This window comes from Haliscomenobacter sp. (assembly GCF_041740695.1).
Taxonomy (GTDB): domain Bacteria; phylum Bacteroidota; class Bacteroidia; order Chitinophagales; family Saprospiraceae; genus Haliscomenobacter.
In genome coordinates, this window is the sequence record NZ_JBGSLK010000042.1 from 11,612 (window position 1) to 26,491 (window position 14,880).

At 44.4% G+C, this 14,880-nt stretch carries 15 protein-coding genes; 5 read left to right on the plus strand and 10 right to left on the minus strand.

All coding sequences use genetic code 11. The annotated features are described in order from the left end of the window. Positions 1–362 precede the first annotated feature (362 nt). The 10 genes from ACEW9O_RS08785 to ACEW9O_RS08830 all read right to left on the minus strand — a co-directional run bounded on the left by ACEW9O_RS08785 (position 363) and on the right by ACEW9O_RS08830 (position 7,154). A complete protein-coding gene (locus tag ACEW9O_RS08785) occupies positions 363–1,802 on the minus strand; it encodes a PQQ-dependent sugar dehydrogenase (protein ID WP_373549777.1) in 1,440 nt (479 codons plus the stop codon). A gap of 328 nt (positions 1,803–2,130) precedes the next feature. Further along, positions 2,131–2,316, minus strand: coding sequence for a hypothetical protein (locus ACEW9O_RS08790; protein WP_373549778.1), 186 nt, complete (start codon positions 2,314–2,316; stop codon positions 2,131–2,133). 101 nt (positions 2,317–2,417) lie between these two features. Next, on the minus strand, positions 2,418–2,840 hold the full coding sequence (locus ACEW9O_RS08795) for a RidA family protein (protein ID WP_373549779.1): 423 nt from the start codon (positions 2,838–2,840) through the stop codon (positions 2,418–2,420). A gap of 251 nt (positions 2,841–3,091) precedes the next feature. Next, positions 3,092–3,709 (minus strand): cupin domain-containing protein, encoded by a 618-nt coding sequence (locus ACEW9O_RS08800; RefSeq protein WP_373549780.1) that lies wholly within the window; start codon positions 3,707–3,709, stop codon positions 3,092–3,094. 119 nt (positions 3,710–3,828) lie between these two features. Next, the gene (locus ACEW9O_RS08805) at positions 3,829–4,326 is read right to left on the minus strand and encodes a transposase (protein ID WP_373549781.1); all 498 of its coding nucleotides are present in this window, start codon (positions 4,324–4,326) and stop codon (positions 3,829–3,831) included. A gap of 10 nt (positions 4,327–4,336) precedes the next feature. Further along, positions 4,337–4,801, minus strand: coding sequence for a MarR family winged helix-turn-helix transcriptional regulator (locus ACEW9O_RS08810; protein ID WP_373549782.1), 465 nt, complete (start codon positions 4,799–4,801; stop codon positions 4,337–4,339). Between the two features lie 466 nt (positions 4,802–5,267). Next, positions 5,268–5,534, minus strand: coding sequence for a hypothetical protein (locus ACEW9O_RS08815; protein ID WP_373549783.1), 267 nt, complete (start codon positions 5,532–5,534; stop codon positions 5,268–5,270). Beyond that, a complete protein-coding gene (locus ACEW9O_RS08820) occupies positions 5,531–5,698 on the minus strand; it encodes an SRPBCC domain-containing protein (RefSeq protein ID WP_373549784.1) in 168 nt (55 codons plus the stop codon). Before ACEW9O_RS08820 ends, ACEW9O_RS08815 begins: the two co-directional genes overlap by 4 nt. 262 nt (positions 5,699–5,960) lie before the next feature. Next, positions 5,961–6,383: a VOC family protein gene (locus ACEW9O_RS08825; protein WP_373549785.1), complete on the minus strand. Its 423-nt coding sequence runs from the start codon at positions 6,381–6,383 to the stop codon at positions 5,961–5,963. 72 nt (positions 6,384–6,455) lie between these two features. Continuing rightward, positions 6,456–7,154, minus strand: coding sequence for a helix-turn-helix transcriptional regulator (locus ACEW9O_RS08830; protein WP_373549786.1), 699 nt, complete (start codon positions 7,152–7,154; stop codon positions 6,456–6,458). A 69-nt stretch (positions 7,155–7,223) separates the two neighbouring features. Here ACEW9O_RS08830 and ACEW9O_RS08835 point away from each other — a divergent pair, with 69 nt between their 5' ends. The 5 genes from ACEW9O_RS08835 to ACEW9O_RS08855 all read left to right on the plus strand — a co-directional run bounded on the left by ACEW9O_RS08835 (position 7,224) and on the right by ACEW9O_RS08855 (position 14,876). After that, positions 7,224–8,453, plus strand: coding sequence for a CotH kinase family protein (locus tag ACEW9O_RS08835; protein ID WP_373549787.1), 1,230 nt, complete (start codon positions 7,224–7,226; stop codon positions 8,451–8,453). Positions 8,454–8,905: 452 nt separating this feature from the next. Next, positions 8,906–9,655 (plus strand): polysaccharide biosynthesis/export family protein, encoded by a 750-nt coding sequence (locus ACEW9O_RS08840; RefSeq protein ID WP_373549788.1) that lies wholly within the window; start codon positions 8,906–8,908, stop codon positions 9,653–9,655. A gap of 18 nt (positions 9,656–9,673) precedes the next feature. After that, the gene (locus ACEW9O_RS08845) at positions 9,674–12,019 is read left to right on the plus strand and encodes a polysaccharide biosynthesis tyrosine autokinase (RefSeq protein WP_373549789.1); all 2,346 of its coding nucleotides are present in this window, start codon (positions 9,674–9,676) and stop codon (positions 12,017–12,019) included. Positions 12,020–12,145: 126 nt separating this feature from the next. Continuing rightward, on the plus strand, positions 12,146–13,528 hold the full coding sequence (locus tag ACEW9O_RS08850) for an exopolysaccharide biosynthesis polyprenyl glycosylphosphotransferase (protein ID WP_373549790.1): 1,383 nt from the start codon (positions 12,146–12,148) through the stop codon (positions 13,526–13,528). Continuing rightward, positions 13,518–14,876 carry an MATE family efflux transporter gene (locus ACEW9O_RS08855; RefSeq protein ID WP_373549791.1) on the plus strand — a complete coding sequence of 453 codons (1,359 nt, stop codon included), beginning with the start codon at positions 13,518–13,520 and terminating at the stop codon, positions 14,874–14,876. Before ACEW9O_RS08850 ends, ACEW9O_RS08855 begins: the two co-directional genes overlap by 11 nt. Positions 14,877–14,880 lie beyond the last annotated feature (4 nt).

The window sequence follows — 14,880 nt, forward strand, 5'->3', positions numbered from 1 at the left end:
TTCGTTGCGCTACCCACCACCAAAGTATTATAGATATATTATTCCTGAGGTGTTTCTAAGGTGCCTAAGATCTGTCAATTACCCACAAATCCGCACACATTAATTGGATTCGGCTTCGCCAAATCTTTTTAACACGACGACACAACGCAACGACGACACGACGATTAGCTCCCGCTACCACCCAACGCCAAGCGTTGGGGACACTCAGCGCGCAGCGCTGAGGACGTCGTGTCGTCGTTGCGTTGTGTCGTCGTGTTAAAATCAAGCAGCGGAGCTGCGTCAAAAATTTAATCTATGGTTTTGTGGGTAATTGACAGATCTTAGGCACCTTAGAAACACATCAGGAGGGATGGGCCTTCAATCTATTGAATGTATATTTTCTGCACCGTCACACCCAGGTTGCTGCTTACTTTAGCCACATACATCCCCGTAGCCAAATTCGGGTTTAGCGGGATTGTACGAGTGCCAATTTGTTTGGAAAGGTCCGTTTTTAAAAGCCGTCGCCCATTCATGTCCACCAATTCAAAATATTGATAAAAGGTCGGAGCGTACATTTCAACTTTTACAAAACCATCACTAACCAAGGAAGGGTAAATACTGGCCAGAGCCTTGCCTTCCTGAGGGTTCTTGCTGGAAGTAGTCCCTACTGAAGTCAGGCGAGAAACACTGTTGCGGGTATTGGAAACCACAAATACCTCGCCATCTTCGGTTTCTCCAAAATCCACTACTCCAGTGAGTGAAAAGGTTTGAGTGCTCACTGTCCAAGCGCTCGCACCATTGGGGACGATTTTGTAAAAAATGCCAGAATAAAAATCAGCGGCTACATAACATCCTTGTAAGGCTGGATAATCCGTACCCCTGTACACTACGCCACCCGTAATGCTAGCAGCAGGGTTTTGTGAAACATATGCATGCGCCGGGAACACATAGCTGGATTTTGCAGCGCAACCATTGGTGTTGTACATAGCATCTCCTTCGTAACAGCGCCAGCCATAATTGGTGCCAGTGAGGGCATTGGCCGCGCGGAAATTGATTTCTTCAAAGGAATCCTGACCTACATCACCGATCCACATGTCGCCAGTTTGGCGATCAAAACTCCAGCGGTAGGGATTGCGCAAACCCAGGGCGAATACTTCGTTGCCAAAAGGGTTTCCTGCCGGAACGGTGTAGTAAGGCGTCGTCAAGGAGGTGTTTACATTGAAGCGCAAAATTTTACCGAGTAAGGATGTCGTCCGCTGGGCGTTGCCATTGGGATCGCCGCCGCTGCCCCCATCGCCAGTAGACAAATAGAGGAAGCCATCGTTGCCAAAATGCAACTCCCCGCCATTGTGGTTGCTGAAATTCGGGTGTGGAATGGTGATGAGGACAACCTTTGAATTGGGATCAGCAACGTTGGCGTCGTTGGCGCTTATCCGATAGCGAGATACCTCCAGGTCGCCCGACGCGTTGGTGTAATACACGTAAAAAAAGCCATTGTTCTTGTAGCTTGGATGAAAGGCCATACTCAACAAACCCCTTTCGCCACTGCTAGTGATATTGGGTACGGTCACCAAGGTGGCCAGGAATTGAAATGCTGAATCGTAGACTCGGATGGAGCCTGCTTTTTGCACAATAAAAATTCGCTTGCTGCCGTCTCCGGCGTTGACCAGTTGCATGGGGGCGCTAAGCCCTGTGGTCAGTACCGGGCTTAACGCGATGTTAGGTTGGGCAAAAGTGCTGGTACTGATGGTGCAAAAAAGGATGAACCAAAAGTTTTTTGACAAATGGTAGCCGAGAGAAGCTAAGTGTAGATTCTTTTTCATGTTTAATGGTTATTTGGGTGTGTTTGAATTTTTCATTGAGGTCACCCTAGTAAAATAACCATTTTAGCAGCTCTGTTGTTAAAAGAGCGAACTAATACTGTCGCCTAATGGCGTTTTGCTGATCTGTGTCACAACCCAATGCGTCATCCTACATTCTCAAAATAAACTCAAAGCGACATTTTTATTGCCACAAAGGAAAAAAAAGAGGGCACAAAGGACACAAAGTTAGACGTTGACAACGCTTCGCTTTGGGTCCTTTGTGCCCTCTTTTTTCCCTTTGTGTTTATAAAATATGTCGCTTTGGTGGTATCAAAGAAACCGGGACAGGTCAAGCTTTTTGGGCCGACAACATCGCCTTAACGGCACAAAAACCGGTAACTCCCCGCAAGAAGAACAGCAGTCCAAAACCTGCAATCCACCACTGGCCAATAAACCCGCCAGCAAGAATTACGGCCATCATCAGGAAATAACTTACGACACATTCGCCAATAGTGAGATTTGGTTCGAAACTCATGGTTGTACTATTTTTGTTTTTTAGTACTCCAAAGGTCGGTGGTTGGGGCGGCGTGGGCAATGATTTTTGGTGGGGGTGGTGGGTGATTTTTGGCAGTACTATCATCCTATAAAGCTGCTTTCTGCAATGACTTCAGCATCAATTTCAATCAAAAAATGCTTCTCGGCAAGCGCCGCTACGCCCAATAAAGATAAGGCGGGTAATTGTTCTAAAGGAAAAACCGCCCTCAGCTCCTCCCGGATGATTCCAGCTTGCTCGTACTCGTAATCCACCACATAAACAATGAGCTTGACTACATCCTGAACGCTTACACCCACGCTGTCTAAGGCCAGTCGCAGATTTACCAAGGCTTGTCGAGTTTGGGCGCTAAAACTGCCATCTCCGACCAGTTTTTTGGTTTGATCTACCCCTACTTGGCCTGAAATGTGGATGAATTTCAACCCGTTCTTCTCCGTTACGACCACTTGCGAGAACATGCCGCTCCAATCTGGTAAGGTTTGTGGGTTGTGGTATTCATGTTTCATAGGTATTTCTTTTTGACCCAATTTATACAATCATTTCCCCACACTACTGGACATTTTTTGTTTTTCAGGCTCGGAGGACTTGAATAGCCCCTGGCTTTAGCCTGGGGTTGGCATAATACTCTCCGATCTGGGCTTTAGCCCTCCTTTGGAATTAAGGTTTGGGCTAAAGCCCCATCAAGAGGGCGTTTCCATGACCCCAGGCTAAAGCCAGGGGCTATTCAAATCCTCCGAGCAAAATGTCCAGCAGTGTGTCATTTCCCGTACCCCAACAAACGGGCCGTTGGCCCCAAAATCCAGCGCAAAGCTTTTTGTACACCCAGTGAAATTTTGCTGTCCCAGGTATCAAAATCGTTCCCTTGGGCAGCCAAAGCTAGCAGGTTCAAGATTGAACGGGGATTCCCGATCTTATCCATGGCTGAATAAATATTGGCCAATCCATAGGCAAAACTGGCGGTCATGGAGGGGTGCTGATTGGTCAGATCGTCCATAATGAGCAGCTCAGCGGTTTCATTAAAAGGTTTGTGGGGGACTCCTTTGGGGATGACGATGGTTTCACCCGCTTGAACGGTTATTTTTTTGCCATTGACCAAAAAAGAAGCGGTCCCTTTTGCTACGGTGAAACTTTCATCAAAATGTTCGTGGATGTGTTCGGGAGGGCCGGGGGCAAATGCATTTAGTTCAGCGCGGCAATAGGCCCAGTCCTTTTCTACTTTTTTGACGATCAGGCACAGCCCTTCCATTTGGCTGACAAATTTTTGATTTGGACTGAAATAGTGGGAGAAGTCCGGTTGCACGGGTTTGAAGATGTGGTTGAAGAGGATTCCAGTGACCAAAATGTAGCTGATCAACAAAATAAAGATGAAAAGCATGATGGTGTACTTTAGGTGTTTTATGTAAGCATTATTACCTGCTAAAAATTGGTTTTCAGCGGGTAGGACAGAAAAAATGGAGTGTAGGTCGCGTTCCGTAAGGCTTAATTGAAACCTGTTTAATTTCCCTGTTTAAGCAATTCAATACAAAGCGGAATCAACCCGAGGGAAATGGCTATAAAAATGGCCACTCTAAGGTAATTCAGCCGCTGCCAAGTTGCGGTTTTGCTCGATAAATTGCTCACATAATCAGCAGTTTGCGCAATTTTTTGGAAGGTAATGATCTTGGCTGCAAAGTAAAATACGGTCCAAATCCTCACTGCGAAATGAATCACAAAAAGCAGCAGCAAGTAATTTCTGATCGGGATCATGTTCCAGCAAGAAATGATCGCCAAGATGAAAGTGACTTCGTGGATGGAGTGGAAAATGATCCAAAAGGATTTCAGGCTGGTTCCGGGTCCGTCCAGCAGTAGTTTAAAATTGTCAGGTGGCGACGCAGTCCATTTGGGCACGAAGACGAGGGTTTCAAAAATCTGCGCGCCGTTCATGAGGAAATAAATAAGCGTAGTGAGGCAAAGCCAGAACTCGGGCTTTGCCAGTTGATTGATGCTGTCCATTTTTTTGGATTTATTGGTTCAAGGATTGAGCGGTGTCTTGCATGATTTGGGTGGCCTCCGTAAAATACTTTTCGATGACCTGGAGTTCAGTTTCAGAAAAGGAAGCAATGAGTGCCAGCGTTTTGGCCTGGAGATCTGCAAACAGCGGCTCCAGCAGTTCCATCGCCTTTTGCTCCTGCGGAACGATCAACACCTTGCGCCGATCGTCTTTGGTAAATTGGCGTTTGACCAGTTCTTTTTGCTCCAATCGATCAATGAGGCCAGTCACAGCCCCGGTAGTCAGGCCCGTGAGTTGGGCCAGGTCGCCTGCGGTCAGCTCTTTTTTTTGGAGGATTAAGCCCAGGTACTTGTGGTCGGTGCCACTGAGTCCGGCTTTGCGGGCTATGGCCTCATGCATGAGGATAGAGGCATCGGAGTAGGCTCGACTGAGGCTCCTGAATTGTTGGGTTTTAGAGTCGATGGTGGTTTTGCTCATTCAACAATATTTTAGAAGCTAAATATCTTAGCAACAAAGATAAATTGCTTTTTTTAAACCACCAAATCTTGTTTGAGCAATTTGGGGTTGACTAGGATTGGGAAGAGAGCGACTCGGTAAACGAATAAAAATGGCGGAAGCAGTGCAACATTGTGTGAAATCTTCACCCCACACCCCATGGAAGTCAGGGTCGATTGATTCTATTTTGCGCAACGGAAGCCCCGCTAGGGGCGAAATATGGGTAGCAAACGGTGATTTCCGATGTTTCCAAAGTCCCGTAGGGACGAAATATGGGTATTATACCCCTCCAGATACCCACATCGCGTCCCTACGGGACTCGGGGAAATTTCGGGGCTGTTGCTTTCTACCCATATCGCGCCCCTAGCGGGGCTTCCGTTGCGTGAAAAAGTAGAATTAATAGCCCCTTGCTTCAAGAGGTCCGGGGTTTTTAAATGTTTTCTACCTGTCATTTCAGTACCACAAGGGCCGATCTCCAGTAAAAATCCATGTGTTTGTAAATTGAATAGGTTGGGAAATTGGCGATGCTCAAGTTTAGAGTGGTTTCATCAGCGTCACTTGAGCTCAAACTGAAATTAAGCGTACAATAATTTTCAGGCTGATCCGGGAGCTTGGAAATGGAACTGAGATGGGTGTATTCAAAAACCTTTTCGGGTTTGAACTGCAAGATGGTTCCTAGGTTTTCAAACTTCACCTTATGCAGTTTGCCTTTCATGACAATGGGCTTTCTGCTTTCCAATCGCTGAGGATTTCCATGTCTTGATCCAACATCCATTGTTTCATCAAGTCGGGGGTGGTGAGGTGGTGCCAGACTAACGCAGCAGGTGCCTTGATGGTGATCGTTTTGTGGATGGCGTCGGGAATTTGGGAAGGAGTCATGGATTGGTGGATGTAAGGTAAAATTTAGTGCATACGCTCTAAATATATGGTATCGTGCGCACCATTTTTGATCTCTAGGGTTTCTATTTCATAAATTTTTTACAAAATCACCAAAGCGACATTTCCTTTGTGTTGAAAAAATGTCGCTTTGGTAATGCTTTGAACAATTGGGGATGACGAACTATTTATGCCTTCGAGTGCGTAGTTATTGGGTTGTTTTACAAAAATATCAAAATCTGGGTGATGTTGTATTCGGTAGGGGTTATTCGTCTTTATGCTGCAAAATCTCCAGATAATGAGGGTTCCGCATAACGCCCAGGATGTTCCCAAAGGGATCAACGACTGATGCGGTGACGAAACCTTTGGTTCCATCGCCCCGCACCGTAATGGGTTCATATTCCGTGGCACCCATGGCGATCAGTTGCTCAAAAGTGGCTTGAACATCATCCACATGCCAGTAGGCAATCGCCCCGGCGGGCTGGGTGCTGGCAGCACCTGGCGCAAACCGACGGTCGATGATGCCCAATTCGTGTTGGTAATCGCCGATCCGAAATTCGGAATAACCGGGAAAGTTGAGGTAGGGAGCAATGCCCAAAAATTCGCTGTACCAGTTTTTTGCTGCCTCGTGGTCAGCTGCGAAATAAGTGATGGTGGCCAGGCCACGGAAGGATGATGAATTTGCCATTTTCTTTTGTTGTTTTAGTTGTCGCAACAAAAGTAAAAAGGCGAAATGACAGCCCTATGTCAGGGGTAAATTTTATCTTTGACAAAGCTCAAAATATTCCTGCAAGGTCATTTTATGCGGCTCAAATTTTTCCTCCAAAATCTCCAGTTTTTTGATCCGGTCCAATCTGAACACCCTGAAATTCTGGCGCAAACGACAATAGGCCACCAGCAACCAATTCTCATGGGTGTTGAATAGCGCAAAGGGTTCAACTGTCCGGGTGCTCGTTTCGGCGCTATCGGGTTTCTGATACACTATTTTGGCTACTTCAAAATTGGTCAGCGCCAACTGCAAGCTGGACAGGTGATTGCTGGTGCGGTCAAGATTGTAGTTTTGGCCAATGGCCATGCGGCTCGATAACAGGTCTACATTTTCCTTGGTGTGGTAGCGCAATACCGACTTGATTTTGTCAATGGCGGCACTGTATTCTTTGACGAAGGAGGCATCCTTGTTTTTTAATACAAACTGCTCGGCGGTGATCAAGGCATTGGCCTCAGTTTCGGAAAAAGAGACGGGGGGTAAACGATAACCTTCCATCAGGGAGTAACCCTTTCCTTCTTCGGTGAGTATGGGCACACCCGACTGTTCTAAAGCTCGAATGTCCCGATAAATCGTCCGGACGCTGACCTTGAATTTTTCGGCCAAAGTTGTCGCTGTGACGAGGCGTTTGGTCTGCAATTGGGTCAGGATTGCAGTCAGTCGGGAAAGGCGTTTGGTATCGTTTTCAAGCATGGATTATTTCTTTAAGTACCAGCTCACAATTAATGATCTGGTACTTATATTTGCCAAAATTAAACAAATATGACCTATTCCGTTGCGCCTCGGTGGATGTTTTTACTGTATGCTCTCGTTTTTCTGATCTCCTTTTCAGGATGCAAAAAGAAGGCCGATGAGGTTGTTGTAACGCCCGATATTCCCAAGGATAAAGCCTTCTTGCCCAGACTGGACATCGCCACCACTGCCAATGCGCCGATCAACTCAACGGATACTTATGTGATGGCTACTATTTCCCTGGATGGTTTGGGTGTTTTTGACAATTACAAGGGCAGTGCCCAAATCAGAGGCCGGGGCAACTCCACCTGGAACCTCCCCAAAAAGCCCTACAAATTCAAACTGGATCAAAAAGAGGGCCTGTTGGGGATGGCTTCCGAAAAAGATTGGGTCTTGCTGGCCAATTATTTGGACGGAACCCATATGTTGAATGCGGTGGCCATGAAAACGGGCCAATTGTTGAACATGCCTTTTACCAATCATGTCGAGCCTGTAGAAGTCTACCTGAATGGACAATACCAGGGTTTATACATGCTGACCGAGCAAATTGAAGTAAAGAAAAACCGCGTCAATGTTGGCGACGATGGGGTTTTGGTGCAATTGGAGCAATACTTTGATGAAGATTGGAAATTTAGATCCACGGCGTATCGCCTGCCAGTGATGGTCATGCACCCCGAATTGACCAACGCGGCAGACCTGGAGCCCATCAAAACGCAATTTGAACAAATGGAAGCCTTGGTCGCCCGCGCTGATTTTCCGAACAATAATTTTTTGGACTTTATCGATGCTGAATCGGTGGCCAACTATTTTTTAGTGAACATGCTATGCGACAACCGGGAACTCAATCACCCCAAAAGTATCTTCCTGTACAAAACCAAAACGGGCAAATGGACCATGGGCCCGATCTGGGATTTTGACTGGGCCTACGGCTATGAAAAGACCCAGCGGCATTTTAGCAATTTTGACCAACCCATGCTTTGGTCGCCTGCTTCCGATGGTACGCGTTTTTTCTCCCAATTGATGGCCGCCCCAGCCGTTAAAACCGCGATGAAACAAAAATGGGCCGATTTTAAAACCCAAAAATTACCGGAATTGCTGGCTTACGTTGATCAATATGCTTCTATGATTGAAGATGCCAGAGGGCGTGATTACCAAAAATGGAAACGGGGTAACCTCGATTTCAAAAATGATGTGGTCACGCTGAAGTTGTGGCTGCAAAATAGAGCGGGGTACATGGATGGGTTCATTAAGGGCTTATGAACAAGCTCTATGATGTATCCTTTCGTTCAAGACCTAAGATCTAGAACACAATTCATTGTGATTGGGTACTTCTTTTCGATCAGCTGAAAATAAATCAGTGAATTATGTAAGGTTTTCTTTAAGTTCTGTAACGCTACTGAGATACAGCTGGCCTACCTTTGCAACATCACCAAATCCCTCCCTATTTATAATTTGGTGACCCCCTTACCGACTCAATGTCAGTGTATCAATAAGATGATCTTTAAATTGCTTTGAGGCAAGTGCCCCAAGGCCTGGGCGTGATTTGCATGCTAAGTACCTGTTAACTAGTTTCCTTTAAACCGAAAAGCTAGCAGGCCCTAAAAATGCGACTCATCTAGGGCGAAGCCCTGTCCTCACATCATTAATTGTATTGAAACATATTTTTAATTCTTCAGAAAATGCGAATTTTTTCTACCATAATTTGGGTTTTCATGCTGCTTAATGCCGTTACAAGCTGTGTTTCCTACAAACAATTGGTGAACTATCAGGAAAATTTTCCAGCTAAAACCCAAATGGATGTAGTCAATAAACCAGACATCCGGATACAGCCCAATGATGTATTGGGGATAAAGGTATTTAGCTACGAAACAGAACTGGCGGCTCCTTTTAACCTGAACTCGGACCAACTCAATTCAAATTTGATCAGTATTGAGGCCATCCAGCTCAATGGTTATTTAGTCAACCAGAAAGGGGAGATTGACTTTCCTGTTTTGGGTACCCTGAAATGGCAAGGATTGAGTATTTCTGAGGCAAAGGAGTCATTGTTGACAAAACTGAAACAACACTTTAAAGATCCCGTGGTCAACTTAAGGTTATTGAATTTCAGGGTGACTGTGTCGGGTGAAGTTCGGAAGCCGGGAGCTTTCAACATCCTCAACGAGCGCATTTCATTGTTGGACGCACTAGCCCTGGCTGGAGATCTGACCGACTATGCCGATCGAGGAGATGTATTGCTGGTGCGAGAAAACGGCGGCATACAGTCATTGAATAAAATCAATCTACAGTCGGCCAATTTTTTTCAATCGGAGCATTATTACCTGAAACAAAACGACCTGATTTACGTGAAGCCCATCAAGGCCAAAGCCGGCGCGGTACAGGATCAGACCTCTAAAACAGTGCCAATTGTAACGGCGGTGGCTACCATAGCTGCGGTGTTGATTGCTTTGTTTAGCGTCAAGTAATTGGATAAAAAATTTACCATGAGCGAATTTCAATATCCCAAAGCCATCTTGTTAAACAGCAAACTAGAAGATACATCCGATCATCAAATCGATTATCGGGGGCTTTTTAATAAATATGTACTCAGTAAATGGTACGTCTATTTCATTTTCGGCGTGATTGGCATTGGATTGGCCTATTATTTTTACAAAAAGCAGCAACCAGTTTATGGGATCATCGCTAAACTATTGATTCGGGAGCGCGACCAGAATTACGGCCCGTCGGAGGATTTTCTCCAACGCAACATCAGTTTTTCTGGTACCTCAGAAAAGGCTTCCAATGAAATAGAAATATTGACTTCCTTGTCATTGATGACTTCAGTGGTGGAGGAATTGGGCTTGGAGAAGCGTTATTCTCGCAAGCACAAATTCTCCACATACGAAGCTTATCGAGGGTTCCCAATTGTTGTTGATACGTTTGAATTGAAACCAATCAAAAATACAACGTTTGAAATCACCCCGCTCAATGACCAGTCGTTTCGATTTGCACAAGGTTCGAATGGCGAAGTCCATAAATTTGGTGAATTTTTCTCCAATCAATATGGGAAATTTCGCATCAGCAAAACGAAATACTTCACTTTTTCTTCAGGCTCCGATACAACATTGGAGGTGGCTTTTTTGAATCCAAAAATTATTGCCCAGAACTACCTCGAGGGCTTAAAAGTGGGATTGTCGGACGAGAAAAACAAATCTTCGGTTTTGGTATTGAGCTTGCAGGATGCTGTGCCCGAGCGCGGAATCGCTGTCTTGTCGATTTTAGTTGAAAAATTCGACCTTTTAAAAAGTCAGGCAAATACAGAAATTACCCTAAAAACGCTGGATCTGCTGGATGGACGGCTGGCCGATATCAGTGCCGATTTGGTCGCTGCAGAAGGCACGGTGGAGTCGTATAAAGTGAACAACGACATCATTTCAGAAACCACCACCGATTTGAATATCACCATGGAGGATGTTAGTTATCTGGTCACTGAGCAACGAAACATTGAACTCCAAATGAAAATGCTGCAGGCCATGAGATCTGACCTGCGGGATACCTCTGGTCAATTCAATTTGATTCCCATTAATCCTTCGCTATACGATGGCAAAATACAAGACCTGATTCAACCTTACAATGAGCTGGTTATGGTTAGAGAAAGGCTTTTGCTGAAAGGTCAAATTTCCAATCCAGTTATTCAAGCGAACAATCAAAAATTGAGCAATTTACGCTCATCCATTACAACTGGTGTTGACCACATGCAAGAGGACCTTAGTACGAGGTTGAGCAAGGTCAAGGATCAACACAACAAATCCTTCAGTCGTTTGCGCAGTGTGCCGCAGAAAGAAAGAGGCCTCTCCGACAGGTTGCGCATCCAATCGATCAAGGAAAACCTCTACGTTTATTTATTGCAAAAGCGGGAGGAAACGGCATTGGCCTTGGTGAGCAACTACACCAATGCCATGCTGATCGACCCACCTTACAGTACCATTTCACCTATTGCGCCCAGTAAGGCTAAAATCTTTGTGGCTGCTGCTTTCGGTAGCCAGGCCCTTGCTTTTTTCCTCGTTTTAATTTTTGGGCTCTTTGCGGGATTGATCAAAACGGAAAAAGACATCAAACAAATTTTAACCCAAAAGACCATTCTTGGGGTGATTAATCATCAACACGGAAAAAACCAACCGTCGCTGTTGGGGCAGCCGCAAAACTTGATGACCGAGCGTTTCCGCAGCTTGAGGACAAACCTCCAATTTTACAACCGGGAAAAAACAAAATGTATTTTGGTTACTTCCAGTACGGTTAATGAAGGCAAAACTTTTGTCGCCTCGAACCTGGCCATGAGTTTTGCGCTAGCCAAAAAGAAGACGATAGTCATCGATTTTGATTTGAGAAAACCCTCTATCGCCAAGTATTTCAAGGGGAATGAAGCAATTGGACTAAGCAATTTTTTTACAGAAGAATTGGGCATAGCCGAGGTCATCCAAGTTTCAGCGGATCTGTCTAATCTGCATTTCATTTTAGCAGGACCCATTACTCCAAACCTGGTGGAATTCATTACAGAACAACATCTGGCAGCCCTCTTTTTGTATGTAAAAGAGCGATACGAGATCATCATCATTGATACTTCTCCTATCGGGATTATTTCTGATGGCATTATGCTAAATGACTATATCGACAATACCTTGTTTGTAGTGCGTTCGGGTTTCACCAAAAAAACCATGGTGGAGAAAGCCAAGGAAATATTCGAACAGAATAAATTGGTCAACCCCTCGATCATTTTTAATGGGGTGAAAAAGCAAAATGACAGTTATGGCTACGGTTATAACTACAAACAATACAGCTATTCATCATAGTAAAATCACCAGCATTTGAGTAAACAACCTGCTTAAATTTTTGCCATGAATCAAACTTTAACACAATTGCCTGGATTAAAAAAACCATTTGTTCATCGAGAAATAGCAATTTCCGATAAAACCAGAATGGAAAGAAATACCGATCGCTACTTATACCTGGCGATCGCATTGGACGCGGTTTGGTTAAACTTGTGCTTATTTGGGTTTTTATTGGTACAAATTTCATACAACCAGGGATTTGAGCCGCTTGTCATGAATGCCCTACCCTATTTGGTATTGTGTATCAATATCATCTGGCTGCTGACAGCTACATTTACGAATGTCTACCAGGTTTTTGAAGGGGTTAAGTTAAATCTGAAAATCAAGGACTTATTTTGGGGTGTTTTGATCTATCTTGGATTGATCAGCTTGGTTTATTACCAGTTTTTTTTCACCGTTTTCCAGACCCACTTTTTGATACCCGCCTTTTTTTCCTTTTTGCTCCTTGCCAGTATTTCGCATTTTGCAATCCGCAATTACATTAGAAACAGAACTGTTGGATTGACTTATGCAGTGGTGGGAGGTGGAGGTTCCAATCTCCAACACCTCCAATTGGTGCTTTCTTCGGTATATGGAGATCACGTCTTGTGCGTGGGGCGCTTCGGGCATGAAGCCATACCAGAGGTGACCAATTTAGGGGGAGTTGACGACATCGAAGCTTATTTAAACAAAAACAGCAACATCAGTAAGCTATTGTATTTCTACAGTGATTTATCCAAACAAACTATAAAACGCATTATTCAGCTTTGTCGAAACCGCTACATCGATTTTGAAATTGTACCCCTTGAGGTCGATCTTTTTGATCGAGGCATTCAGTTGGAACAATTTGCCCATTTGCCGATTTTTAGTAGGAAAAGAGAACCCCTGTGTTTGCTCCCAAACAAGATCCTCAAACGTGTTTTCGACATTGTTTTTAGTTTGTTGGTGATTGTGTTGATTTTCCCCTGGCTTTTTCCCCTGGTCATACTTATGATCAAGATGGAGTCAAAAGGCCCCATCTTTTTCCTGCAAAAAAGGACAGGTTATTGGAATAAGCCCTTTTACTGCATCAAATTCAGAACGATGGAGGTCAATGAAAAAAGTGATCGCCGCCAGGCTACTAGAAGAGATTCCCGGATTACCCAAATGGGCGCAATTTTCAGAAAAACCAATATTGATGAATTGCCTCAGTTTTTTAATGTACTCAAAGGTGATATGTCCGTAGTCGGTCCACGGCCACATATGCTTCAACACACGGAAGACTACTCCAAACTGATCGACAAGTACATGATTCGGCATGAGGTAAAGCCGGGTATAACCGGTTGGGCGCAAGTCAGTGGCTGGAGAGGTCCAACCAAAGAGTTGTACCAGATGGACAAAAGAGTAGAACACGATGTGAATTACATTGAAAACTGGAGTTTTTGGTTCGATTGCAAATGTATTTTTCTCACCGTAAAGAATATGGTAAAAGGAGAAGACAATGCATTCTAAGATCCTCAACATCATCAATAAAGGGCACCAAAGGAGTGTCAAAATCAAAAAAAATATTGTTGAAAGCATCCTGATCAAAGGAGGCAGTGTGATGGTCAGCTTGATTATGGTTCCATTGACGATTGACTACATCAATCCGTCGAGGTATGGTATTTGGCTGACCATTAGTTCGATGGTGGCCTGGGTTAGTTTTTTTGACATTGGACTGACCCAAGGATTGCGCAATAAGTTTGCCGGAGCCAAAGCCGAAGGGGACGATGACAAGGCCCAGGTCTATGTCAGCACCGCCTATGCCTTGCTGGGGTTTGCTTTTTTAGTGGTTTGGTTGCTTTTTTTGGCCATCAATCCATTCCTGAACTGGGCAAAAATGCTGGGGATTTCCATTGAGATGCGTGCTGAAGTATCTATCCTGGCGCTGATTGTATTTACCTACTTCTGCATACAGTTCGTGTTGAGGATCATCACTACTATTTTAACTGCGAATCAAAATCCCTCAAAAGTAGCCTTAATTGACTTTTCAGGGCAGGTGTTGTCCATGCTGTTCATCTTTCTGCTGACGAAAACCTCGGAAGGTTCTTTGACCCGACTTGGCCTCGCGCTATGTCTTTCCCCAATATTGGTATTGACGGTGGCGAATGTTTTTTTCTTCCGAGGTGCCTATCACAGATACCGCCCTAGGTGGAGTAAAGTAAAATTATCATACTCCAAAGACCTGCTCAATCTGGGGCTTTTTTTCTTTGTGATTCAAATTGCTTTTATCATCCAATTCCAGACGGCGAACATCATTATTGCCCAAAATTTTAGTACTGCAGATGTGGTTTCCTATAATGTTGTGTACAAATATTTTGGGATATTGGAAATGATCACGGTCATTTTTGTTGCTCCATTCTGGTCTGCTTCAACCGAAGCATTTTTTAAGGGGGAAATTTCCTGGATAAAAAGCAGTGTGAAAAATTACAATGTACTGAATCTGCTGTTGGCGGGATTGAGCATTGTCATGCTGCTTATGGCCAGTACCATTTATGAATTATGGCTGGGGAAGGGTACGGTACACATTGATTTTCAGTTGTCGCTTTGGGGATTCTTGTTTTTTAATGTGGTTATTTTTAGCAACATCTACGTGGCTTTTTTAAACGGCATTAGTGCCCTGAGGTTGCAGTTTTTTGCCAGTTTAATCAGCCCTTTTGTGTACATCATTTCATGCCTGGTATTGATAAAACACTTTCACATTGGTGTTCATGCAGTATTTATTGCTGCCATTGTAGCAAATTTCAACGGCTTTATTTTGGCACCCATCCAGTATTTTCAAATCATCGAAAAAAATAAACGAGGCATTTGGGCTAAATAATCAA